The following is a 22,774-nucleotide window of genomic DNA, read 5'->3' as shown; positions in this document are numbered from 1 at the left end:
GGTGCTAAAAAGATAAAAATCGGCTAATTGCTACATCCGATCACGGATTGTGACCTCGGGGCGGTGGCCTTCGCGGGTGCAGCACGATAGAGAGGCGCTCGAAACACGGGATTCCCCTATGGTTCCGTGAGACGACCACGACCTAGGAATGGCGATATGACCAAGTGGGTGTACGGTTTCGGCGGCGGCTCTGCTGACGGCGATGCTTCGATGAAGAATCTTCTCGGCGGCAAGGGTGCAAACCTGGCCGAGATGTCCTCTCTGGGGCTTCCTGTCCCTCCGGGCTTTACGATTACCACCGAGGTCTGCACCTATTATTATGGTCATGGCGAAGCCTATCCGGCCGACTTGCAGGCGCAGGTGGCCGAGGCTCTGGCCAAGGTCGAGGGCGTGGTCGGCAAGACCTTTGGTTCGGTAGAGAATCCGCTGCTGGTGTCGGTCCGCTCGGGCGCGCGCGCTTCGATGCCGGGCATGATGGACACCGTGCTGAATCTGGGCCTGAACGACGAAACCGTCGAGGGTCTGGCCAAGCTGTCGGGCGACCGCCGCTTTGCCTATGACAGCTACCGTCGTTTCATCACCATGTATTCGAACGTGGTGCTGGGCCTCGGTCACGACCATTTCGAAGAGGTTCTGGACGAGCACAAAGAGCGTCTGGGCGTCTCGGTCGATACCGAACTGACCGCCGAGAACTGGGAAAAGATCGTCGCCGACTATAAGGCGCTGGTTGAGCGCGAGCTGGGCAAGCCCTTCCCGCAGGAACCACACGCCCAGCTGTGGGGCGCGGTCGGTGCCGTGTTCGAAAGCTGGATGAACGACCGCGCGAAATTCTATCGCCGTATGCACGACATCCCCGAAAGCTGGGGCACGGCCGTCAACGTGCAGTCGATGGTGTTCGGCAATATGGGTGAAACCAGCGCCACCGGCGTGGCCTTCACCCGCAACCCGTCGACCGGCGAGAACAAGCTGTATGGCGAGTTCCTGATTAACGCCCAGGGCGAAGACGTGGTGGCCGGTATCCGCACCCCGCAATCCCTGACCAAGGCCGGCCGCGAAGAGATGGGCGAAACCGCTCCCTCGATGGAAGAGGCTATGCCGGAAGTGTTCGGCCAGTTCGTCGACGTTGTCGGCCGCCTGGAAAGCCACTATCGCGACATGCAGGACATCGAGTTCACGGTCGAGCAGGGCCGCCTGTGGATGCTGCAAACCCGCAACGGCAAGCGCACGGCCAAGTCGGCGCTCAAGATCGCTGTCGATCTGGCCGCCGAGGGCGTGATCTCCAAGGAAGAGGGCATCAGCCGCGTCGAGCCTGCGGCTCTGGACCAGCTTCTGCACCCGACACTGGACCCCAAGGCCGAGCGCAAGATCATCACGACGGGCCTGCCTGCGTCTCCGGGCGCGGCCACGGGCAAGATCGTATTTGATGCCGACGAGGCCGAACGCGCCGCCCAGAACGGCGATGCCGTTATTCTGGTGCGTGACGAAACCAGCCCCGAAGATATTCACGGCATGCACGCCGCACGCGGCATCGTAACCGCGCGTGGCGGCATGACCTCGCACGCCGCCGTTGTAGCGCGTGGCATGGGCCGTCCGTGCGTTTCGGGCGCAGGCGATATCCGCATCGACGACAAGGCCGGTACCTTCACCGTGCGTGGCCGCGTGTTCAAGGCGGGTGAAATCATCACCATCGACGGCGGCAAGGGCGAAGTCCTTGAAGGCGCTGTGGCTATGATCGAGCCGGAACTGACGGGTGACTTCCAGACCCTGATGGGCTGGGCCGACGAGGTTCGCCGCCTGAAGGTTCGCGCCAATGCCGAAACCCCGCTAGACGCCAAGACCGCACGCGGTTTTGGTGCCGAGGGCATCGGTCTGTGCCGCACCGAGCATATGTTCTTTGACGACACCCGTATCGCCGCTGTGCGCGAGATGATCCTTGCGGATAACGAGGCCGGTCGCCGTGCGGCGCTGGCCAAGATCGCGCCGTTCCAGAAGTCCGACTTTGTCGAGCTGTTCACCATCATGTCCGGCCTGCCGGTGACGGTGCGCCTGCTGGACCCGCCGCTGCACGAGTTCATTCCGCACACCGAGGCGGAGATGGAGGCACTGGCCGCGACGCAGGGTCTGGATGCTGAAAAGCTGAAGAGCCGCGCCAAGGACCTTCAGGAAACCAACCCGATGCTGGGCCACCGTGGCTGCCGTCTGGGTGTGGCCTATCCGGAAATCTACGAGATGCAGGTCCGTGCCGTCCTTGAGGCCGCTCTGGAGGTCAAGAAGACCCTCGGCGTGGCACCGATCCCCGAGATCATGCACCCGCTTGTCGCGCTGGGCCTCGAGATGAAATATCTGCGCGAACTGACCGACAATACCGCCAAGGCTGTATTCGAGGAAGCTGGTGACAGCCTCGATTATCTGGTCGGCACCATGGTCGAGCTGCCGCGTGCGGCGCTGCGGGCCGGTGATCTGGCCGAACATGCCGAGTTCTTCTCGTTCGGCACCAACGATCTGACCCAGACCACGTTCGGCATTAGCCGCGATGACTCGGGCCGCTTCCTGCAGGTCTATCTGGACAAGGGCATTTTCGAAAATGACCCGTTCGTGCGCCTCGACCAGAACGGCGTCGGCGATCTGATCCGTATTGCCGAAGAGCGCGGCCACGCCACCAAGCCCGGCATGAAGATGGGCATTTGTGGCGAACACGGCGGCGATCCGTCTTCGATCGCCTTCTGTGAAGAGGTCGGTCTGGACTATGTGTCCTGCTCGCCGTACCGCGTGCCGATCGCCCGTCTGGCGGCGGCGCAGGCGGCTTTGGTGGCCAAGTCGGGCATTGCGCGCGAAAAAGACCGCTAAGCAGTCTTAGAGTATTGATTGAAAAGGGCGGCCCAATGGGTCGCCTTTTTTAATGCCAAATTTTGCCAATATTGGCATAACTGCGTATGTGTTTTGAAATACACAATCATGACATTCGTGTAAATGCCTATGGAACGCTCAGTGATCGTGCCCATTTCTATTCTCGAGCTGGGACGCAAGGCGTGTTCGCTTTGAGTTCAACTCCATAGAGGAGAATTTAATATGCGTAAGTTTGCTATTGTTGCTGGCGCTGTTGCTACCGTTGCTTTCGGTGAGGCCGCTGTTGCTCAAACGACTCCGGCTACTCAATGGAACCCGACCTATTACGGTACTCTGGGTTACTCGCAACTGGATCATTCCGATGGTGATCTTGGCGCGGTGACGGGTCGTTTGGGGGCCAAGTTCAATCCGTATATCGGTGTCGAGGGCGAAGTCTCCTTTGGTGTGAAGGATGACGACTTCTCGATCGCGGGCGTCGATGGTTCGATCAAGCACGAATATGATGCTGCGGCCTATGTGGTCGGTACCCTGCCGGTGACGGATCAGTTCGAACTGTTCGCCCGTGGTGGCTACGGTACGTCTAAGATCAAGGGCGAATTGGGTGGTATCTCGCGTGAAGTGGATGGTGCCAGCTGGAACTATGGTGCCGGTGCCAATTTCTTCTTCGACGCCCAGAACGGTGTGCGCGGCGACTGGACCCGTCGTGACTTTACCGACAGCGATGCAGGTGAAGTGGATGTCTACTCGGTGTCCTACATCCGTCGCTTCTAAGGCCTGACGTTTCCCGGCTGGCGTATACGGATCCGCCAGCCGGCTCCTCCTGTGAAGATCCGTGAACGACAAGTCGCCTGAAATGCGGGCCCTCTTAGTGAGGGTTCCATGTGATGTGGCTTGAGTTTGTAAGGAGTTTCAAATGCGTAAGATGATGATTTTGGCCGCTGTGGCTGCTGTTGTTTCATCGCCGGCACTGGCCCAGTCGGGTGAAGGCTCTGCCTGGAGCATGGACAATGCCCGTGGTTATGGTTCGCTGGGCTATACCCATTTTGACGGCTCGAGCACGGGGTCTGTGACAGGCCGCATGGGTATTGACCTGAACCGTTACCTCGCCGTTGAAACCGAAGTCGGCGTGGGCGTGAAGGATAAGGACTTCACGAGCAACGGTGTCGAAGGCACCCTGAAGCATGAGTGGGATGCTGCCGGTTATGTGGTCGGCAAGCTGCCGGTCGGCGAGAATATCCAGCTTCACGCCCGTGGCGGTTACGGCCACACCGAGTTGAAGCGCACGCTGGGTGACAGCACCAGCGATGTCGGTGGCCAGCACTGGGTCTATGGTGTCGGCGGTGAGTACAAGCTCAACGCGGATAACGGCATCCGTGCCGACTGGACACGCCGTGACTTCAAGGGCAGCGCCCGCGAAGACCTTGATACCTATGGCGTCAGCTATGTCCGTCGCTTCTAATCGATAGGTGTTCTAACGACGAAGGCCCGCCTCCTGAAGAGGCGGGCCTTTTCGTTTTATCGCGTCCCTAGATGGCGTGCAGTGCGTCCGGTGCAATAGCCCAGCGCATCGAGCCTTCGCCAAAGGGGCGCACGAAGAAGTCGCGATAACGCTCGAACACTTCGATGATGCGCGCCTTAAGGTCTTGCGTGACGGATTCGCCGCGCTGGCGACGCATGGCGGCCACGCAGTTGATCACCATGTCCTGATGGGCAGAGCCGCCCATGCGGTGAAGCACTGTCGCGATATCGTGCGCCAGTGGATCGCCGAGTTGTTCTGCCCAAGGCGAAACGATTTGATCTGTCTTTTTAGACATTACCGGATCCCGACCCCGATAAATTTAATTTCTCTAGGGATTGCAAAAAAAATAGAACAGTGCAAGCGCTGCAATGGCCTGGTGCTCAACTTTCTGTTTAGTCCCGCTTTTCAAGAACAACCGTACCAGCCGAATAGCCAGCACCAAAACTGCAGATCAGGCCCTTATCCCCAGCTTCAAAGCCCTGATTGTGCAGGTGGAAGGCAATGATCGAACCCGCCGAGGATGTATTGGCATAGTCGTCAAGAATGATGACGTTTTCTTCTGGCGAAGGCTCGCGACCGAGAACCCGCTTACCGATCAACTGGTTCATATTGATATTGGCCTGATGTAGCCAAAGGCGCTTGAAGGTCGTCGGGTCGATGGACAGTTCTGCGGCGTGGTCGATGATCATTTGCGAGACCATCGGCACCACTTCCTTGAACACCTTGCGGCCTTGCTGCACGAACAGCTTGTCGGTTAGTCCGTCCGAAGGGATCGGCTCTGCGGTGTCGGTCGGCAGGTGGGTACGGTTCAGGAAGCCGAAATTGTTGCGGATAGCGTTCGAGAACTGGGTTTGCAGCTTGGTGCCCAGAATGTTCCAGCCACCGGGACCGGCCTGATCCTCGGCTTCGACGATGACGGCGGTGGCGACGTCGCCGAAGATGAAGTGGCTGTCGCGATCCTTGAAGTTCAGGTGCGCCGAGCAGATTTCGGGGTTCACCATCAGCACAGCCTTGGCTGAACCGGAAGCGACAAAGTCGGCAGCGGTCTTGATGCCGAAGGTGGCCGACGAACAGGCCACATTCATGTCAAAGGCAAAGCCGCCGATGCCCAGTGCCTGTTGCACCTCGATGGCCATGGCCGGATAGGCGCGCTGCATATTCGAGGCGGCGCAGATGACGGCACCGATCTCGCTGACGGGCTTGCCCCATGCGGCAATGGCTTGCTCGGCGGCTTTGACGGCCATCTCTGCAAGGATAGAGATTTCGTCATTGCTGCGGGCCGCTAGGCGCGGAACCATGCGCGACGGATCGAGAATGCCTTCCTTGTCCATGACAAAGCGGCTCTTGATGCCCGAGGCCTTTTCGATGAAGGCGCTGGAAGAGTGCGTTTTCGGCTCGATCTCGCCCGCTTCGATGGCGGCAGCATTGGCCGCGTTCCAGCCATCAACCCAGGTGTTGTAGGCGTGGACCAGTTCGTCATTGGAAATGGACTGGTCGGGGGTGAAGAGGCCGGTGGCGGCGATGACGGCTTTATGCACTTGGTATGATCCTCACGCGGGTCGCGCGGTTCGCTCTGGGGGAGGGCTGTGAAAACAGCTGTTGCCGTTTTCATTGTCCGGTATTTGAGGCGAACTTCTGTCCGACAGCGGCGTCCTTCGTGTTGTTGTTGGTATTATCAATATGACGGCGGAAGGCTGCGGTCGAGACTTGCCTTTATGCCACGCCACCAACGTCTGACCCGGCCACGCGGCGGCGGTGGCAGGGGATGGTCACGCGCGGCAATCAGGGCGGCCACCAAGTCTTCGGCCTCACACGGCCAGCCATCCGGCGTCACATAGACCGGATAGTCGATCAGGGCGGCATGGATCAGGTCATCCAGCGTGATCTGTCGCGTGCGGCGCTCGAAGGTCATCTTGTCATCTGTCAGTCCCCACCCGGCATAGAAGGGGCGGCCATAGACACTGACGGCCTTGCCGCGCATTAGCGCCTCGAAGCCCGATAGCGAGGTCAGGGTCGCCAGCCGGTCGCAGGCATTCAGCAGGTCGATAATGTCCATATCATCGGCCACGGCATCGACTTCATGCATGGCCCCCGCATCCAGAAGGCCGATCCGGTTGCCGGACGTCACATCGGGATGGTTGCGATAGACAAGGAAGGCATCGGGGAAGTCTGCGCGGGCGGCTTTGACGAGGCCGGAATTGGTGCGGATATCGCCGCATCCGGTCAGGATGGACTTGTCGTTCTCGACCTGACCGACCACCAGCAGGACAGGCTTGTCCTTGGGCCATGTGGCGGGAAGGGCGCTGCCTTTGAGGTTGTATTTCGACAGGCCCGCACCGACCACGGCTTCGCGCAAGTGTCGTGCGCGGTCGCGCTGGCGCGGGGACAGGCCGCCCGTTTCGATCAGGATTTCCAGACGGCTGGGCGTGCGCGGGTCGTAATAGACGCCCTGATCGTCCAGCGCGACGGATAGGGCCCCAAAGAAGTCGGAGCCCAGACCGCGTGAGCGGATAAAGCCGTCTTCCATCCGCACGCGCTCGCCATCGAAAGTGCTGGCGGCAGCCAAAATTTCGGGGCTTTCCTTGCCGGACCACCAGATCAGCTTGCCATCGGTGGCGCGGGCATGGGCGACGGCAGACTTGGCACGCCAGAAATAGCGCACACGGCCCTTGGGACTGTTCAGCAGGCGACGCACAGGCGGGCGTTTAGCGGGTGCAAAGCCGACAGCGGCCCAGTCGCCCGACAGGCGATCGGCGCGGTCACGCAGGGCGATCAGGCGCTCCAGTGCCTGTTCGGCCTCGCAGGGCTGGCCGGTGACCGGATCGACATAGCGGGTATAGCGGATCATGGCGGCGGCCACGACCTGTTCGACGGTGCGCGACTGGCCCCTGCGACCGGTCGGGACGGTGTCGCGGGTCAGGCCCCAGCCGGAATAGAACGGCGCCCCGAAACAGCGCACGGCCTTGCCCCGCAACAAGGCTTCAAAGCCGAGAGCCGAGGTCACCACATAGACGGCATCGACGGCATCCAGCAGTTCGGCGGGACGCACATCGGTGTCGATCAGGGTGACACCAGATAACTGGTCCGACGGGATGCAGCCCTGTTTGCGCCCTGCGGCCACGGCGGGGTGGCGTTTGACGATGATCTGGGCGTCGGGTTCATCGGCACGCGCCGCAGCCAGCATTTCGGCAAAGCGGGTCTCGCTCGCCAGTCCATAGGCAATGGAGGCATCGCCATAGGTCTGGTCCACCACCAGAACGCGGCGGCGCGGTTCTAGAATGCGCTCATCCAGTGCCACGCCCATATTGGTCTTGGAAATCCGTGCCTCGACCATGCGGTCGATCAGAGCGCGGGCGCGGGTGGCCAGCGAGGCATCACACCATTGCGGGGCGGTATCGATCAGGGTTTCCAAACGGCTGGGGCGGGTGGCGTCGTAATAGATGCCAAGATCATCGACGACGACGCTGAGGCTGGTCGCGCCGCTTTCGCCAAGGCCGACCGAGCGGAGGAAGCCGTCTTCGAGTGCGACATAGGGTTTGTTGTTGCGACTGGCCCATGTGCGTCCCGCACGGCTCGACGGTTTCAGACCCCAGCCCGTCACCACATCCACATCCTTGGAGGGCAGGCGGTTCAGCGCATATTCCGGCAGGAAGGCGGCAAGGTTCGGCACCTTCAGCACACCCGGCGCGCAAACCCATGCTGACTTAAGCGGCAGGGTGGGGGCGGGCTGTGCGGATTCCATCATGGGTTTTGTCTAGGCCGCACGGCGAGGCTTAACCAGTGGGGTGTTCTTGATCGGTTGTGGGCAATCACAGATCGGCCAGCAGGCTTTGCGCCTGTTGCAGATGCAGCCGCTCGACCATTTCGCCATCCACACGGATCACGCCCAGACCTTTGGCCTCGGGAGTATCGAAGGCAGCGACGATTTTCTGCGCCCATTCAACCTCGGCAGGGGACGGGCCAAAGGCGGCATTGGCAGGCGCGATCTGGGACGGGTGGATCAGGCTCTTGCCGTCAAAACCGTAGAGGCGACCCTGTTGGGCCTCGGCCATAAAGCCGTCCTCGTCCTTGATGCGGTTGAACACGCCGTCAATGGCCAGCAGCCTGTTGGCGCGGGCATGGGCGACCACAGCGGCCAGCCACGGCTTGAACGGCTCGCGGTCAGGCGAGGTGCCCGTCTTCATTTCTTTGGCCAGATCGTTCACGCCCAGCATCAGGCCCGACAGGATGCCGCCCGCCTCGGCAATGTCTTTCAGGTCCACCAATGCCTTGGGTGTTTCGATCATCGCCCACAGACGTTGATCCAGACGTAGCACGTCGCTGATGGCCTTGACCTGCTGCTCGTTCTCGATCTTGGGGGCGACGACCAGATCAACGGGCGCGTCTTTAAGGGCGTCCAGATCGTCTTCGGCCCAAGGGGTGTCCAGCGCATTGATACGCACAGCCAGTTTGGGACCAAATCCACCGGCCATGGCGGCCTCGATGGCGGCCTTGCGGGCGTCGGACTTGGCTTCGGGGGCAACCGCGTCCTCGAGGTCCAGAACCGCGACATCGCAATCCAGACCACGCGCTTTTTCGATGGCGCGCGGGTTGCTGGCAGGCAGATAAAGGACGCTGCGGACTTTCATCGGAGACTCGCTTGAAGCTCGTTTTTCGGGAGCATAGCGAGGCTTATGGCCACAAGCGAGCGGCACCGCGCACGCCCGAACTGTCACCCCAGCGGGCGGGCACGACAGCGGCATTCCAGATGTCAGAAAAGACGCGCTTGGCAATGGCCTCGTTCAGGCCGTCATAAAGCTCCGGCAGGTTCGATAATCCGCCGCCCAGCACGATAATCTCGGGATCGACCAGATTAACCACAGCCGCCAGTGCGCGGGCCACGCGGTCGCGCAGCAGGTCCATCTGTTGCACCGCCTCAAGGTCGCCGGAGCGGACAGCGTCGATAATCTGTTCGCAGGACCAGTCACGGTTGCTGGCGGCACGGTGGGCGCGGGCAAAACCGGAGCCGGAAATCCATGTCTCCAGACAGCCCGATTGTCCGCACCAACATGCGGGGCCGGGCACTTCGTCAAGCGTCGGCCAAGGCAGAGGATTGTGACCCATTTCAGCGGCGACGCCATGACGGCCCTCGACCAGTTTACCGTCGATCACCAACCCTGCGCCACAGCCGGTGCCAAGGATGACGGCATAGACCGAGGCATGGCCTTCGCCCGCGCCATCGACGGCTTCGGACAGGGCCAGACAGTTGGCGTCATTGGCAAGGCGCACAGGGCGACCCAGATGTTGTTGCAGGTCGGCCTGGAACGGTTGGCCGTTCAGATACTGGCTGTTGGCATTGCGGATCAGGCCGGTCAGCGGTGACGGTGAACCCGGAATGGCCAGCCCGACCGAGCGGGCAGGACCGGCAAGCTGTTCGACCTCGGTGATAAGCTCGCCGACCAGACGGATCGCCCCGTCATAGGTGCCGGGATTGGGGCGTCGGATACGGGCGCTAAAGCCACCGGCCTCGTCAATGGCGGCGGCTTCTATCTTGGTGCCACCAAAGTCGATGCCGATGCGCATATCAGGCAAATACCTTGGCCATCAGGCGCTCCAGACAGGTCTGATCCACGGCATCGAACGCCGCCTTTTCGGTGGCATCCACATCCAGTACGGCGATCAGGTTCTTGTCGGCATCAAATACCGGCACGACGATCTCGCTCTCGGAGCGGCTGTCACAGGCGATGTGACCTTCGAAGGCGTGCACATCCTCAACCAGTTGCGTCTTTTGCTCGCGGGCCGCCGCACCGCAAACGCCGCGTGCAAACGGGATACGCAGACAGCCCAGCGTGCCTTGATAGGGGCCGACTACCAGCTCGTTCTCTTTGGCCGGATCGACCACATAGAAGCCGGTCCAGAAGAAGGCAGGAAAGGCATCGGCCAGCATCGAGGCCACGGTGGCCATACGCGCCGTCACATTCGGCTCGCCGTCCAGAACCGCCAGAATCTCGGCCTCGACCTCGGCATAGCATTCGGCCTTGTCGGCAGGGCGGTCGTCACGGGCGATATAGGACATGGAGGCTTCAATCAGGTGAGGGCAAATGCAGAGACGGTATGTCAGCGCACTTGCCCGCCAGATCAAGTCATCATGACGTTTTACGTTCGCCCAGCTTGGTTTCGATCCGCAACAGGGCGTCGCGGATTTCGACCAGCAGGTCTTGCGAGGATGCGGTGTGGGTGGTCGCCGTTGCGTGTGCGTGCGTCTGGGCATCGCGCATGGCCAGAATACGGTCACGCATTTCGCGGGCATTCATCAGGCCGATCAAATCGGCTTCGGACTGGCCGCTGGCATTGCTGCGCTGTCCGGCGGTTTCGATCCGCAGGCCCAACAGGCCAAGGGCACTGAGCAGCGGACCTTCACGAACAGAAATGTCCTGAATCTTGTCTAGAGGAATCGTCAGTTCCTGCCGGAACCACACGCCCTTGCGGATGACCACATTACGGTCGGTCAGTACCATCTTCAGCGAGGCATAATAACGCCCCGCCCACCATGATCCGAAGATAGCCCACAGAGGCAGCAGCAGGATGCCTACAACCGTGATGACCAGAGGCAAAGCCCCCTGCAGGAAGTAATAGGTTTTCAGCTTGGGGCTGAAATGGCCCTCGATGACAGTTGAAGGTGTTGTGGACAAACAGATTCCCCCTCTGGTGTCGGCTATGTGCCGACAATCCAGATAACATCTGTATTTTGAAATGTGCAAACGGAGGTTGTCGGAATTTATTGTTCAAAGCTCTGAAAAGAAAATGGATTTCAGAGCTTTGGTAGGCGTGGAGGGACTCGAACCCCCAACCAGACCGTTATGAGCGGTCGGCTCTAACCATTGAGCTACACGCCCCCGAAGCAGGAGGCTGTGCCTAGCAGCAGTCGCGGCCACTGAGAAGAGGGATCAGGACAACAATCTGGGCGATAAACAGACGTGCGGGTGAACAAAGCCTGACTTTAGCGCGTTCATCTTTGTTCATACGGGGCATGCAAAAAGCACAATTATGGCCCTGTTGGCCCAGAAACTCTTGTGGAGACACTCCCTATGATCCGCTTTTCGCGTGCGCTGATGATTGGTTCGGCCATGGTGGCCATGGCTGCCCCCGTCGCTGTCCTTCCTGTTGCCGCCCAAGCCCAGACTGTTTCGGGAGTAACCGCTGTGAACCAACCTTCCCTCAACCTGTCGGCGACCGGCAAGGTCAATGTGGCTCCCGATCAGGCCACCATAAATTTCGGCGTGGTGACCGAGTTCCCGACGGCGCAAGAGGCCATGCAGGCCAATGCCCGCCAGATGAATCAGGTCATCGCCGCGCTGCGCCGCTCCGGTATTGCCGAACGCGACATCCAGACCTCGGGTCTGAACCTGTCGGCGCAATACGACTATCAGCAAAATGAATCGCCCAAGCTGCGTGGTTATCAGGCGACGAACCGCGTGACGGTCATCATCAATGACCTGACCAAGGTCGGCCAGACGGCCGATGCGGTTGTGGCCGCCGGTGTCAACCAGATCGACGGCATCACCTTTGGTCTTAAAGAGCCGAGCGCAGCCGAAAACCAAGCCCGTCGTCTGGCCGTTCAGGCTTTGCAAGCCAAGGCTGCGCTCTATGCCGAGGCACTGGGCAAGCCACTGGGCAGCATCCGCAACCTGACCGAAAGCGGTGGTTATGTGCCACAACCTTCGCCGCGCATGTACTCGCGTGCGGCTGGTGCCATTGCGATGGACAGCACCGCAGTCGAGAGCGGTGAACTGACCGTCCAGATCGAGATCAACGGCCTTTATGATCTGGGTCAGTAGGTCGCGTTACAATAATGTAATCTCCATGCCTTTTGCAGGGCATGAGAACAGTCTCTAAAAGGCTGGGAAGGGCGGATCCGTAAAGGACCGCCCTTCGATGCTGTCTATGGCCTGTGGGCCGCCTTCGGAATGACAACCTTATGAAGCAGTTTTTCCTGACCATGCTTGGCGTGTTTGCCGGGCTGGTGGTGTTCTTTGTTATCCTGCCGGTGGTGGGATTGCTGCTTTTGGTCGGCGTGGCGGCCAGCTCGTCCAAGCCGGTCGCGCCTGCGCACACAGTGTTGGAGCTGGACCTGCGTCAGGGGCTGACCGATCAGGTACCGACCAATCCGTTTGCCATGCTGGACAGCAGCCAGTCTGTGCTGGGTGTGATCGATACGCTGGCCCAAGCTGAAGAAGATTCCAACGTCAAGGCGCTGCTGATCCGTGCGCCCGAAGGGGGCATGACCCCGGCCTATGCCGACGAAATCCGTCAGGCCGTCCAGCGTTTCCGCAAGTCGGGCAAGCTGGTGGTCGCCCACAGTCAGGGCTTTGCGCCGTCGGGTGTGGTGATGTCATCCTATATGCTGGCCGCCAGTGCCGACGAGCTGTGGATGCAGAACACCTCGTCCTTTCAGGCCACGGGTTTGTCGATGGACTCGATGTTCCTTGGCCGCGCCGCTGAAAAATACGGCGTGAAGGCCGATTTCGAGCAGCGTTACGAATACAAGAATGCGGTGAACGAGTTCACCCAGTCAGATTTCACCCCCGCCCACCGCGAGGCGATGACGGCATGGATGAACTCCATCTACACCTCGGTGCTGTCGGTGGTGGCAACCGACCGCAAACAGGACCCTGTGGCCCTGAAGGCTGTGATCGAGGCCGGTCCCTATACGCCTGAGCAGGCCCTGCAACTGAAGCTGATCGACAAGATCGGTCAGGTCGAGGAAGCCGAGGCCTATGTGAAGGAAAAGGCCGGTAAGGATGCCAAGATTATCAAGCTGGGTGACTATGGCTCGATGAAGGGCCAGCGTAGCAGCATGGGCTCCGGTGCCAAGTCTTCGATCGCCATCGTAGGCGGCGAAGGGGCCATCATGACCGGTCGCGGCAATAGCGGCTCTCTGTTCGGTTCGGGTTCGGAAATCCGTTCGGATGATCTGGCCCGCGCGCTTTATCAGGCCATCGAGGACAAGGACGTGAAGGCGATTGTCTTCCGCGTGTCCTCGCCGGGCGGCTCGCCCGATGCTTCCGAGCAGATTCTCGCCGCGCTGCGTGCCGCCAAGACCGCAGGCAAACCGGTGGTGGTTTCCATGGGCGGCTATGCGGCTTCGGGTGGCTATTGGATCAGTTCCGAAGCCGACTGGATCGTGGCCCAGCCCTCGACCCTGACCGGCTCTATCGGTGTCTATGGCGGCAAGTTCGCCTTTGCCGAGGCCTTGGGCCGTTTCGGTATCGACACGCGCAACCTGACGGTGGGCGGCGACTATGCCGATGCCTTCAGCTCGGCCAGTGGCTTTGACCAGGGCCAGCGCGCCGCCTTCTCGGCCTCTATGGACCGTATCTATGCCCAGTTCATCGAGCGTGTGGCACGCGGTCGCAATCTGACGCCGGAACGTGCCCACGAAATCGCCAAGGGCCGCGTCTGGACCGGTATGCAGGCCAAGGAAATCGGTCTGGTGGACCAGTTGGGCGGCCTGCACGAAGCCATCACCAAGGCCCGCCAACTGGCCAAGATTCCATCGGCCGAGGGCGTGCGCTTCAAATACTATCCGACTCCGCAAACCCCGTGGGAAGCTCTGGCTTCGGCCTTTGGTGCCTCGGGGCAGGCGGCATCCACTCTGGTGCGTATCGGTCAGGTTCTGGGTGATCCGGCGGCTGTGGCGGTGATGGAACGTGTGCGGACCGAACAGATGCGTACGCAAGGCGCTGCGGTGCTGGCCGAACAACCGGCTTTCTGATGCGTTAGGAGGAGGGTGCGGCGTAACGTGACAGGTCTGTGATGTCGCAGGTCATTGACCGTTCAGGTTTGCGGACCGACATTAGAGGCTGTGCGCTCCTCCCGCGCCCAACAAGGTATCGAGCTTATGATCAAGTCTGACCCTATGGCCCGGATCGGCTTTACAGCCCGTCGCCGCCCTAATGGTGGTTTGGCTGCGTTTGTGGTCTGGATGTTCGGCCTTGTGGCGACAGCGGTGGCTGTGACAGTGGGTGCGATACTGGCTGTGCTGACCGCTGCGACTGTGGCCGTACTGGCGGTGGTCGGCGGTGTGGTGCTGTTTTTTGCCGGCTTTGCCCTGCGTGCGCGCCGCTCGCGCCAGATGCGTCAGGCACAAAAAGCCGCCGACGAAGGTGTGATCGACGCCCAGAAGGTTGGCGACACCTGGGTGGCCTATGGCTGGGAGCGCGACGGCCGCTAAGGCTGCGTGAACATCATGGAGTTCATCGAGGCCCCGTCACCGAATTTCGACGAGCGTCGGGTTCTCCCTGACATTCTGGTTCTACATTATACCGGCATGCCGACGGGGCAGGAGGCGCTTGAGCGTCTGTGCGATCCCGAGGCCAAGGTTTCCGCGCACTATCTGGTCGAGGAAGATGGCCGTATCTTCCGTCTGGTGGCCGAGGAGCGCCGCGCATGGCACGCCGGTCGTGGTGCATGGCAGGGCACGGACGATGTGAACGGTGCCTCGATCGGTATCGAGATCGTCAATCCCGGTCACGAGTTCGGCTATCGCGATTTCCCTGAGGCACAGATTCAAGCGGTGATCGCCCTTGTGGCCGATATCCGCACACGCTGGACCATTCCCGACGCCCGCATCATCGCCCATTCCGACATGGCACCGACGCGCAAGGACGATCCGGGCGAGTTGTTCCCGTGGAAGCGTCTGGCCGGCGAAGGGCATGGTCTGTGGTTCGAGCCAGCGCTGGCGCGTATCCATGCGCTCGGCGCGGCGCTCCAGACAGGTGATACCGGTCTGGGGGTGCTGGTGTTGCGCTCGGGACTGCATCGACTGGGCTATCCGATTGCGGCCGGCGGCGATTATGACGACGAAACCGTCATGACCGTCAAAGCCTTCCAGCGTCACTGGAGACCCGACCGCGTGGACGGTATCGCCGATGGCGAGACGCGCGCGCGACTGGTGGGTCTGTTGCAACTGGCTAGTGTCGAAAGCGTCACCGGCGTTCTGGACTGATCTTTATCTTCCTGCCTCATTGACCTGAAAGGCAGAACACGGCACTTGGACCGCGCCAGACGGTTGGACGGTCGCGGCAGGGCTTGACCCTGTCGAGGAAAGTCCGGGCTCCACGGTGAAAAGGCGGCGGGTAACGCCCGCCCGGGGCGACCCGAGAGACAGTGCCACAGAAAGCAAACCGCCACGATTTATCGGGGTAAGGGTGAAAGGGTGGGGTAAGAGCCCACCGCGTCTTCGGTAACGAAGATGGCAAGGTAAACCTCGCCTGGAGCAAGACCAAATAGGGACGTCGCGTGGCCTCGGCCACAGGGTTCACTGCCCCGGACGTCCGGGTAGGTCGCGAGAACCACTCGGCAACGGGTGGTCCAGAGGAATGATCGTCACCGCTTGCGGGACAGAACCCGGCTTATAGACCGTCTGGCATTTTTCCATTCTGTGAAATTCCGTCCTGAAAATGGGATGGATCGCCACTGGGGTGATTCACCGGCCTTTGGCGCAGGTGCGAAAACGCACTTTGACGCGAAAATGGGAATGGCTCGCGTAAAAATCGATTTTTTATTTACCCTGATGGGGCAGGTTGCCTCGTCGGGGGCGAAATGCGGTGCTGTGACCAAGCTGTCTGCGTAAATGACTGTAGAAAATACAGATATCGTCAGTTTTCCACATCATCCACAAGTGGGCTGTTCTGTGTATGTTCTTGTTCTTGCGGTGTTCTTGTCCACTGGCAAGATGAAAACAAGGTTAAACATCCCGTTTCATCCCATTGAGACCCATTCTGTCCCATGGTATCCCAGAAGCTGAACTGATCGGCTGTAGGGCGCACGTTTTGTGTTGTCTGCCGAAGGCGCAGGGACGGGCCGACGGGCTCGATGGGACAGGGCGTGTTTCTCTCGACCTACGAGAAACAATTGGACGCTAAGCGTCGCCTGCTCATTCCGGGCGACTTCCGCACGGCTGAAAACGGTGCAGAGCACGGCGTTTTCCTGTTCCCCTCCATCGAAGCCGACTGCCTTGAAGCGGGCGGGGACCATCTGTTCGCTGTCTATAATGAAGTGATCCAGTCGCTGCCGTTCGGCTCCGAAGAGCGTTCGGCGCTGGAGTGGCAGGTCATGGGCGAGCAGGTGCGCCTGTCGTTCGACAGCGGTGGCCGGATCACCCTGCCGGATCATCTGTGCCTCGAGGCCGAGCTGTCGGGCGATGTGGTTATTGTCGGCCTGAACGACCGTTTCCAGATCTGGGCCAAGGACAAGTGGATGGCCCGCCGCGCCGAGCAGCGCCGTCTGGCCAAGGCCGGTCTGGCCCAGGTCGCCAAGGCCAAGCTGGAAGCCCAGATCAAACTGGCAGGGGGCGGCGCATGAGCGAAGACGCCAAGCCCCACCTGTCGGTGATGCTGCCGGAGGTTCTGGCGGCGCTGGATGCCAAATCCGGTGATGTGATTATTGATGCGACCTTTGGCGCTGGTGGATACACCCGCGCCATTCTGGCGACCGGAGCCGAGGTCATCGGTCTGGACCGCGATCCGACGGTTCAGGTCCATGCCGATGCCGTAAAGGCCGAGTTCGGTGACCGTTTCCAACTGATCCGCACCCCGTTCGGTGATCTGGACGACGCCTTTGCCGAAAGCGGCAAGGCCAAGCTGGATGGCGCGGTGTTCGACATCGGTGTCTCGTCGATGCAGCTGGATCAGGCCGAGCGCGGTTTCTCGTTCATGCGTGACGGGCCGCTGGACATGCGGATGGCCGATACCGGCGAAACCGCAGCCGATATTGTGAACACGTGGGAACACGGTCCACTGGCCCACATCATCAAGTTGTATGGCGAAGAGCGTCAGGCCGGTCGCGTGGCAACGGCTATTCTGCGCCGTCGCGCCGAACAGCCGTTCAGCCGCACGCTGGATCTGGCCGAGGTGATCGAGAAGGCTCTGGGCGGACGTCGCGGTGCGGCCATCCATCCGGCCACACGCACCTTCCAGGCGCTTCGTATCGCAGTGAATGACGAACTGGGCGAGTTGGAGCGCGGTCTTGAGGCCGCCGAACAGACCCTGACCGAGGGCGGACGTCTGGTGGTTGTGACCTTCCACTCGTTGGAAGACCGCATCGTTAAGAATTTCCTGCAGGAACGCTCGGGCAATACCCCCGCCGGTTCACGCCATGCGCCTGTGGCGGTCGATCCGCGCCAGCCCACCTTTGCCCTTCAGTTCAAGGGCGCACAGGCTGCAACCGCCGAAGAGAGTGCCGTTAATCCGCGCGCCCGTTCGGCCAAATTGCGTGCTGCGATCCGCACTTCTGCTCCAGCATGGACGAATGGGGGAGGGCGTAAATGAACCCTGTCCTTGTGCCTCTAAAGCGTTTGTTTGACTGGCGTGTGCGTGGCGTGCGCGTGATCGAGCTGGTGTCGGTTGTCTGTCTCGCGGCAGTGATGGTGTCGGTCTATATCGTCAAGACCGCAGCGGCCCGCGAAAGCACCGAGATCAGCAAGATCGAGCGTGAAATCAGCGAGAACGCAAAGCGCGTGCGCTTGCTGCGCGCCGAAGCCACCCGTCTGGAACAACCCGCCCGTCTGGAAGCCCTGTCGCGCCAGTTGGGACTGGAGCCGGTCAAGGTTCAACGCCGTGCCGACGAAGAGGGTCTGGCAAAGATCGCCGCCGAGCATCAGCCGCCAGCACCGGCTGTGACTCCAGAAGTTCCCGTCGCAACGGCTGCCGTACCGGCTGCCTATGTACCCGCTAAGTCTACAGCTTCCGCCTCTGTTCAAGCTTCTGGCCAGGAAGGTCAGCCATGAGCGTTCACGATCATCGCGATATGAACTGGGGCCGTCCGGCACCCGGCATCAAGGCACCGGCTTTGGATGGCCTGATGGCCAAGATTGGCAACCGTGTGGGCGCGCTGGTCTGGGATGTCGAGAACGCTTACGGGCGCGCCCGCAGCCATGATCGCGCACAGGATGATCCGCGTTTCCGCATCTTCTTGGTGATGGCGGCATTCGCTCTGGTGTTTGTGGTGCTGATGGGCGGCGCATCCTATGCGGCGCTGTTTGCCGACAAGGGGCGCGTGGGTTACGGCCATAGCCGACCCATGTTGACGCGTGGCGACCTTGTGGATCGCAACGGTCTGTTGCTGGCGACCAATATCACCCATTACGGCCTCTATATCGACCCGCGCGAAGTGTGGGATGTGAACGTGGCCCGCGAACAGATTCTGGCGGCTCTGCCGCGCGTTTCCAAGGACAAGCTGGACCGTGTTCTGTCAGGCGAGCGTCGTCTGATTGTCGCCACGGGCCTGACCCCGCAGGAAAAGACAGCCATCCATGATCTGGCTCTGGGCGGTGTGACGTTCGAGCCCGAAGATCGCCGTGTCTATCCTCTGGGGGCATCGGCTTCGCACCTGCTGGGCCGTTCGGATACGGGCGGTGAGGGCGTTTCGGGGGTGGAACTGGCATTCGACCGCGAAATCCGCAATGCAGGTATGGACGGCGGCGATTTCCCGATCTCGATTGATATGCGTGTTCAGGGTGTCGTTGAAAACGAGCTGGCGACCGCTGTAGCCGAAGCCAATGCCAAGGCCGGTATCGCCGTGGTCGCCGATGTGCACACCGGCGAGATTCTGGGTATGGCCTCGTACCCGACCTATGATCCCAACAAGCCGGTGACCGAAGGTAATAATGCCACGCTTAATCGCGTGACCTCGGCTCACTATGAAATGGGTTCGATCTTCAAGGCCTATGCGATTGCTGCCGGTGTCGATACGGGCCGTGCCGACCGTGGTACCCTGTTCGATGCCTCTAAGCCGTTCTATATCGGCAATCGCCGCATTACCGACTTCCACGCCAAGAACAAGGTGATGACGCTGGAAGAAGTCTTCCTGCATTCGTCCAACATCGGCACGTCGCGACTGGCGGTTGAAATGGGCGACGATGTGATGCGCGACTATTTCAAGCGTCTGGGTCTGCTGGATGCTGCACCGATCGAACTGCGCGAAAGCGCCCGTCCGACCTATCCTCAGAAATGGGGCGATTCCACGCTGGCTTCGCTGTCGTTCGGCTACAGCATTATGAGTACCCCGCTGCAGACGGTGGCGGCCTATGGGGCGCTGACCAATGGGGGGCGCTATGTTGCGCCGACCCTGCGTCGTGGCGGTAATCCGAATGCAGAAACCCGTCAGGTGATCTCGCCGGAAACCTCGGCGGTGATGCTGGAACTGATGCGCGGCAACGTCGCCCGTGGTTCGGGTGGTCGCGCCAATGCCCCGGGCCTGCGTGTCGGCGGCAAGACCGGCTCGGCCAACAAGTTGGTCAATGGTCGCTATGATCCGACCGTCGCTGTCGGCTCGTTCGCCGCTGTTTTTCCAGCTGATGGTCCGGTGAATGCCAAGCGCTATTCGGTCTTTGTCCTGATCGATGAACCGGGGCAGTATCCGCGTACCGGCGGCTTTGTTGCCGCTCCGGCTGTGGGCCGTATTGCTGACCGTATCGCCGAGTTTCTCGGTGTGGCGCGCAAGGATGACCGCTGGTTCACCGCCACGGGCGAGCGTATTCCACAACCCAAGCCGACCGAGGGTGCAGCCCGATGAGCGCACAGCGCCTGTCAGAATTGCTGAACCGCGATCTGGCGTCCGATCCTGAAATCACTTCGGTCACGTCCGACAGCCGCAAGGTGACGCCCGGTGCGCTGTTCGTCGCCCTGCCGGGGACCAATGCTGACGGTCGTGCCTTTATCCATCAGGCCCTGTCGCAAGGGGCGGCGGCGGTTCTGGCTCCCAATGATACGCCGAGCGACGCTGCGCCTCTGCTGATCGGCTCGGGCGATGTTCACCGCGCCTATGCGATTGCAGCGCGTGCATTCTACGGTGCCCAGCCTAAGAACTGCGTGGCCATTACCGGCACCAACGGCAAGACCTCGGTGGCGAACTTCTGCCGCCAGATGTGGGCAGCCATGGGCTATAAATCGGCCAGCATGGGCACGCTGGGCGTGGTCGGCCAAAAGGGCGACAAGACCTATGCCCTGACCGGTCCCGGCCTGACCAGCCCCGATGCGGCAGAGGCCGCGCGTCTTCTGGCCGAACTGGCCCGCAAGGACGTGACCCACCTTGCCCTCGAAGCGTCTTCGCATGGTCTGGACCAGCGCCGTCTGGATGGCGTGGCCATCAAAGCCGCGGGCTTTACCAATCTGAGCCAAGACCATCTCGATTATCATGCGACGATGGAAGACTATCGCGCGGCCAAGCTGCGTCTGTTCGAAACCCTGCTGCCGCGTGGCCGCACGGCGGTTCTGAACGCCGACAGCGATGCCTATTCGGCCTTTGCGTCCTCGGCCATTATGGCCGGCCTGGGCGTGATGGGTGTGGGCGAGCGCGGTCGTGACCTGACCCTGATCCAGCGTCGTCCGACGCCGGAAGGCCAGCGTCTGGTCATTGATGTGCGCGGTCGTATGCACGACATTCTGTTGCCGCTGGCCGGTGCCTTCCAAGCGTCCAACGCCCTTGTTGCGGCGGGCCTGTGCATTGCGGCAGGCGAGGATGCCGACAAGGTTATTCCGGCCCTTGAAATGATCGAGGGTGCGCAGGGGCGCCTGCAACGCGTTCAGGCCCATTCGAGCAAGAGCGGCGAGGTCTATGTGGACTATGCCCACACGCCGGACGGTCTGGAAACGGTGCTGAATGCGCTGCGTCCACATGCGACGGGGCGTTTGATTGTGGTGTTCGGCGCTGGCGGTGACCGTGACCGCACCAAGCGTCCTCTGATGGGCGCGATTGCAGGGCGTCTGGCCGATGTGGCCATCGTGACCGACGATAATCCGCGTTCGGAAGATCCGGCCTTTATTCGCGCTCAGGTCAAAGAAGGTTGCCCCGACGCCAAGGAAATCGGCGACCGTCGCGAAGCTATCCACTACGCCATTGGTCTGATGCGCGAAGGAGATGTGGTCGTGATCGCCGGAAAAGGGCATGAACAGGGCCAGATCGTCGGCGGTGTGGTTCATCCGTTTGATGACGTCACCGAAGCAAGCCTTGCCCTGAGCGAAAATGCCTGATCTTGAAAAGCCGCTGTGGACTGCCGAAGCCATAGCTTCGGCTGTTGGCGGTAAACTGGAAGGCCGCGACGCCGATGTCGGCGGCCTGACCTATAACTCCCGTGAAATCCAGTCCGGTGACCTGTTTCTGGCGCTGAAAGGTGCCCGCGACGGCCACGAGTTTGCACAAGCCGCCTTTGAGGCCGGTGCGGTTGTGGCTCTGGTCGAGCATCCGGTCGAGGGCGGGGCCTATGTGGTGGTGCCCGATACCCTGAAGGGGCTGGAGGCCCTTGGCGCAGCGGCGCGTGACCGCAGCGCCGCCAAGCGCGGGGCCGTGACCGGCAGTGTCGGTAAGACCAGCGTGACACAGGCCATCAAGGCCGGTCTTGATCTGGCGGGCCGCAGCCACGCTTCGATCAAGAGCTATAACAACCATATCGGTGTGCCGCTGACCCTGTCGCGCATGCCGGCCGATACCGAACGTGCCGTGTTTGAAATCGGCATGAACCACCCCGGCGAGATCGGCCCCCTGTCGCAACAGGTACGCCCGCATGCGGCCTGTGTGACCACGGTTGGGCCTGTCCATATCGAGGCCTTTGCCGATGGCGAGGCCGGTGTGGCGCGCGAAAAAGGCGCAATCTTCGAAGGTTTGGTCGAGGGCGGTGTGGCCGTTATCAATGGCGACAATGCCTATGCCGACATCGTCAAACAGGCTGCACGCGATGCTGGCGCTGTTCTGAAGATTTTCGGCACCGGCGAGGATGCCGATGCACGTTTGTTGTCATTCGATGCCGATCCCGAAGGGGCCACTGTGGTCGCCGAGATCGAAGGGCAACGCCATGCCTATCGTCTGGCCCAGTCAGGTGTGCATTGGGGCCTGAACAGCCTGTGTGTGATCCTGATGCTGCGCGCAATGGATGTGTCGCTGGAAACCGCCTTCGAGGCTCTGGCCGATTTTGCGCCGCTGGCCGGTCGCGGGGAAACCAATTGCGTGGCCCACAAGGGCGGTCATTTCACCCTGATCGATGAAAGCTATAACGCCAATCCTCTGTCGATGAAGGCGAGTTTTATCAGCCTTGGTGCGCGTCCGGTTGCCCATGGCGGCAAGCGCGTGGTGGTTCTGACCGACATGCTGGAACTGGGTGATCACAGCCGCGCCCTGCACGAAGGCCTGTCGGAAAGCCTGATCGCCAACAAGATTGATGTGGTGCATGCGGCAGGGCCGCAGATGCGTCTGCTCTACGATATTCTACCGTCCGCCATGCGTGGCCAGTGGCGCGAAACCGCCGCCGAACTGGCCGGTATTGCGGCAGATTTGGTTTCACCGGGCGATATCGTCATGGTGAAGGGATCGAACGGCTCGCGGGCCGCTATTGTGGCCAAGGCTCTCGCAGAGCTTGACGGCGCTGCGGAGTAA

Annotated in this window: 20 protein-coding genes, 1 tRNA gene and 1 other RNA gene; 14 read left to right on the top strand and 8 right to left on the bottom strand. The window is 61.1% G+C overall.

Annotation, left to right across the window (positions count from 1 at the left end; genetic code table 11):
* Positions 1-156 precede the first annotated feature (156 nt).
* The 3 genes from ppdK to WEU32_RS11460 all read left to right on the top strand — a co-directional run bounded on the left by ppdK (position 157) and on the right by WEU32_RS11460 (position 4,306).
* Positions 157-2,847 (top strand): pyruvate, phosphate dikinase, encoded by a 2,691-nt coding sequence (gene ppdK / locus WEU32_RS11470; protein WP_312812175.1) that lies wholly within the window; start codon positions 157-159, stop codon positions 2,845-2,847.
* Between the two features lie 222 nt (positions 2,848-3,069).
* Positions 3,070-3,618, top strand: coding sequence for a porin family protein (locus tag WEU32_RS11465; RefSeq protein WP_406851963.1), 549 nt, complete (start codon positions 3,070-3,072; stop codon positions 3,616-3,618).
* A gap of 142 nt (positions 3,619-3,760) precedes the next feature.
* Entirely contained in the window at positions 3,761-4,306 is a 546-nt protein-coding gene (locus WEU32_RS11460) for a porin family protein (protein WP_406851962.1), read from the top strand.
* Positions 4,307-4,373: 67 nt separating this feature from the next.
* Here the strand turns inward: WEU32_RS11460 and WEU32_RS11455 are convergent, their stop codons facing one another.
* From WEU32_RS11455 to WEU32_RS11420, 8 genes are all read right to left on the bottom strand, one after another.
* Entirely contained in the window at positions 4,374-4,661 is a 288-nt protein-coding gene (locus WEU32_RS11455) for a hypothetical protein (RefSeq protein WP_406851961.1), read from the bottom strand.
* A 97-nt stretch (positions 4,662-4,758) separates the two neighbouring features.
* The gene (locus WEU32_RS11450; protein ID WP_312812183.1) at positions 4,759-5,904 is read right to left on the bottom strand and encodes a beta-ketoacyl-ACP synthase III; all 1,146 of its coding nucleotides are present in this window, start codon (positions 5,902-5,904) and stop codon (positions 4,759-4,761) included.
* 137 nt (positions 5,905-6,041) lie between these two features.
* Positions 6,042-8,111 carry a capsular polysaccharide biosynthesis protein gene (locus WEU32_RS11445; protein ID WP_406851960.1) on the bottom strand — a complete coding sequence of 690 codons (2,070 nt, stop codon included), beginning with the start codon at positions 8,109-8,111 and terminating at the stop codon, positions 6,042-6,044.
* Positions 8,112-8,175: 64 nt separating this feature from the next.
* Complete coding sequence (locus tag WEU32_RS11440) at positions 8,176-8,994, bottom strand: HpcH/HpaI aldolase/citrate lyase family protein (protein WP_406851959.1); 819 nt, start codon at positions 8,992-8,994, stop codon at positions 8,176-8,178.
* Positions 8,995-9,037: 43 nt separating this feature from the next.
* Positions 9,038-9,928, bottom strand: a complete 891-nt coding sequence (locus tag WEU32_RS11435; protein ID WP_406851958.1) for an ROK family protein — start codon at positions 9,926-9,928, stop codon at positions 9,038-9,040.
* Position 9,929: 1 nt separating this feature from the next.
* Entirely contained in the window at positions 9,930-10,421 is a 492-nt protein-coding gene (locus tag WEU32_RS11430) for a GAF domain-containing protein (RefSeq protein WP_406851957.1), read from the bottom strand.
* A 70-nt stretch (positions 10,422-10,491) separates the two neighbouring features.
* Positions 10,492-11,037, bottom strand: a complete 546-nt coding sequence (locus tag WEU32_RS11425) for a PH domain-containing protein (protein WP_406851956.1) — start codon at positions 11,035-11,037, stop codon at positions 10,492-10,494.
* A gap of 128 nt (positions 11,038-11,165) precedes the next feature.
* Positions 11,166-11,241 (bottom strand) — tRNA-Ile (locus WEU32_RS11420).
* 192 nt (positions 11,242-11,433) lie between these two features.
* Between WEU32_RS11420 and WEU32_RS11415 the strand changes: the two genes are divergently transcribed.
* The 11 genes from WEU32_RS11415 (at position 11,434) to murF (ending at position 22,774) form a co-directional block, all read left to right on the top strand.
* Positions 11,434-12,183 (top strand): SIMPL domain-containing protein, encoded by a 750-nt coding sequence (locus WEU32_RS11415; protein ID WP_406851955.1) that lies wholly within the window; start codon positions 11,434-11,436, stop codon positions 12,181-12,183.
* 140 nt (positions 12,184-12,323) lie between these two features.
* Positions 12,324-14,120 carry a signal peptide peptidase SppA gene (gene sppA, locus WEU32_RS11410; protein ID WP_406851954.1) on the top strand — a complete coding sequence of 599 codons (1,797 nt, stop codon included), beginning with the start codon at positions 12,324-12,326 and terminating at the stop codon, positions 14,118-14,120.
* A 126-nt stretch (positions 14,121-14,246) separates the two neighbouring features.
* Positions 14,247-14,579, top strand: coding sequence for a hypothetical protein (locus WEU32_RS11405; RefSeq protein ID WP_312812195.1), 333 nt, complete (start codon positions 14,247-14,249; stop codon positions 14,577-14,579).
* Between the two features lie 15 nt (positions 14,580-14,594).
* Positions 14,595-15,353, top strand: a complete 759-nt coding sequence (locus WEU32_RS11400; protein WP_406853445.1) for an N-acetylmuramoyl-L-alanine amidase — start codon at positions 14,595-14,597, stop codon at positions 15,351-15,353.
* 55 nt (positions 15,354-15,408) lie between these two features.
* Positions 15,409-15,778, top strand: an RNA gene (gene rnpB / locus WEU32_RS11395) — RNase P RNA component class A.
* 456 nt (positions 15,779-16,234) lie between these two features.
* Positions 16,235-16,711, top strand: coding sequence for a division/cell wall cluster transcriptional repressor MraZ (locus tag WEU32_RS11390; protein WP_167176578.1), 477 nt, complete (start codon positions 16,235-16,237; stop codon positions 16,709-16,711).
* Positions 16,708-17,676 (top strand): 16S rRNA (cytosine(1402)-N(4))-methyltransferase RsmH, encoded by a 969-nt coding sequence (rsmH, locus tag WEU32_RS11385; protein ID WP_406851953.1) that lies wholly within the window; start codon positions 16,708-16,710, stop codon positions 17,674-17,676. The genes WEU32_RS11390 and rsmH overlap by 4 nt, the downstream gene beginning before the upstream one ends.
* Complete coding sequence (locus tag WEU32_RS11380; protein WP_406851952.1) at positions 17,673-18,134, top strand: cell division protein; 462 nt, start codon at positions 17,673-17,675, stop codon at positions 18,132-18,134. The genes rsmH and WEU32_RS11380 overlap by 4 nt, the downstream gene beginning before the upstream one ends.
* On the top strand, positions 18,131-19,921 hold the full coding sequence (locus tag WEU32_RS11375) for a peptidoglycan D,D-transpeptidase FtsI family protein (RefSeq protein ID WP_406851951.1): 1,791 nt from the start codon (positions 18,131-18,133) through the stop codon (positions 19,919-19,921). The genes WEU32_RS11380 and WEU32_RS11375 overlap by 4 nt, the downstream gene beginning before the upstream one ends.
* On the top strand, positions 19,918-21,378 hold the full coding sequence (locus WEU32_RS11370; RefSeq protein WP_406851950.1) for a UDP-N-acetylmuramoyl-L-alanyl-D-glutamate--2,6-diaminopimelate ligase: 1,461 nt from the start codon (positions 19,918-19,920) through the stop codon (positions 21,376-21,378). Before WEU32_RS11375 ends, WEU32_RS11370 begins: the two co-directional genes overlap by 4 nt.
* The gene (gene murF / locus WEU32_RS11365) at positions 21,371-22,774 is read left to right on the top strand and encodes a UDP-N-acetylmuramoyl-tripeptide--D-alanyl-D-alanine ligase (protein ID WP_406851949.1); all 1,404 of its coding nucleotides are present in this window, start codon (positions 21,371-21,373) and stop codon (positions 22,772-22,774) included. Before WEU32_RS11370 ends, murF begins: the two co-directional genes overlap by 8 nt.

It is taken from the genome of Brevundimonas sp. BH3 (assembly GCF_045345115.1).
GTDB lineage: Bacteria > Pseudomonadota > Alphaproteobacteria > Caulobacterales > Caulobacteraceae > Brevundimonas.
Note: the sequence above shows the minus strand (reverse complement) of the source record. Positions and strands in the feature narration are given on the sequence as shown.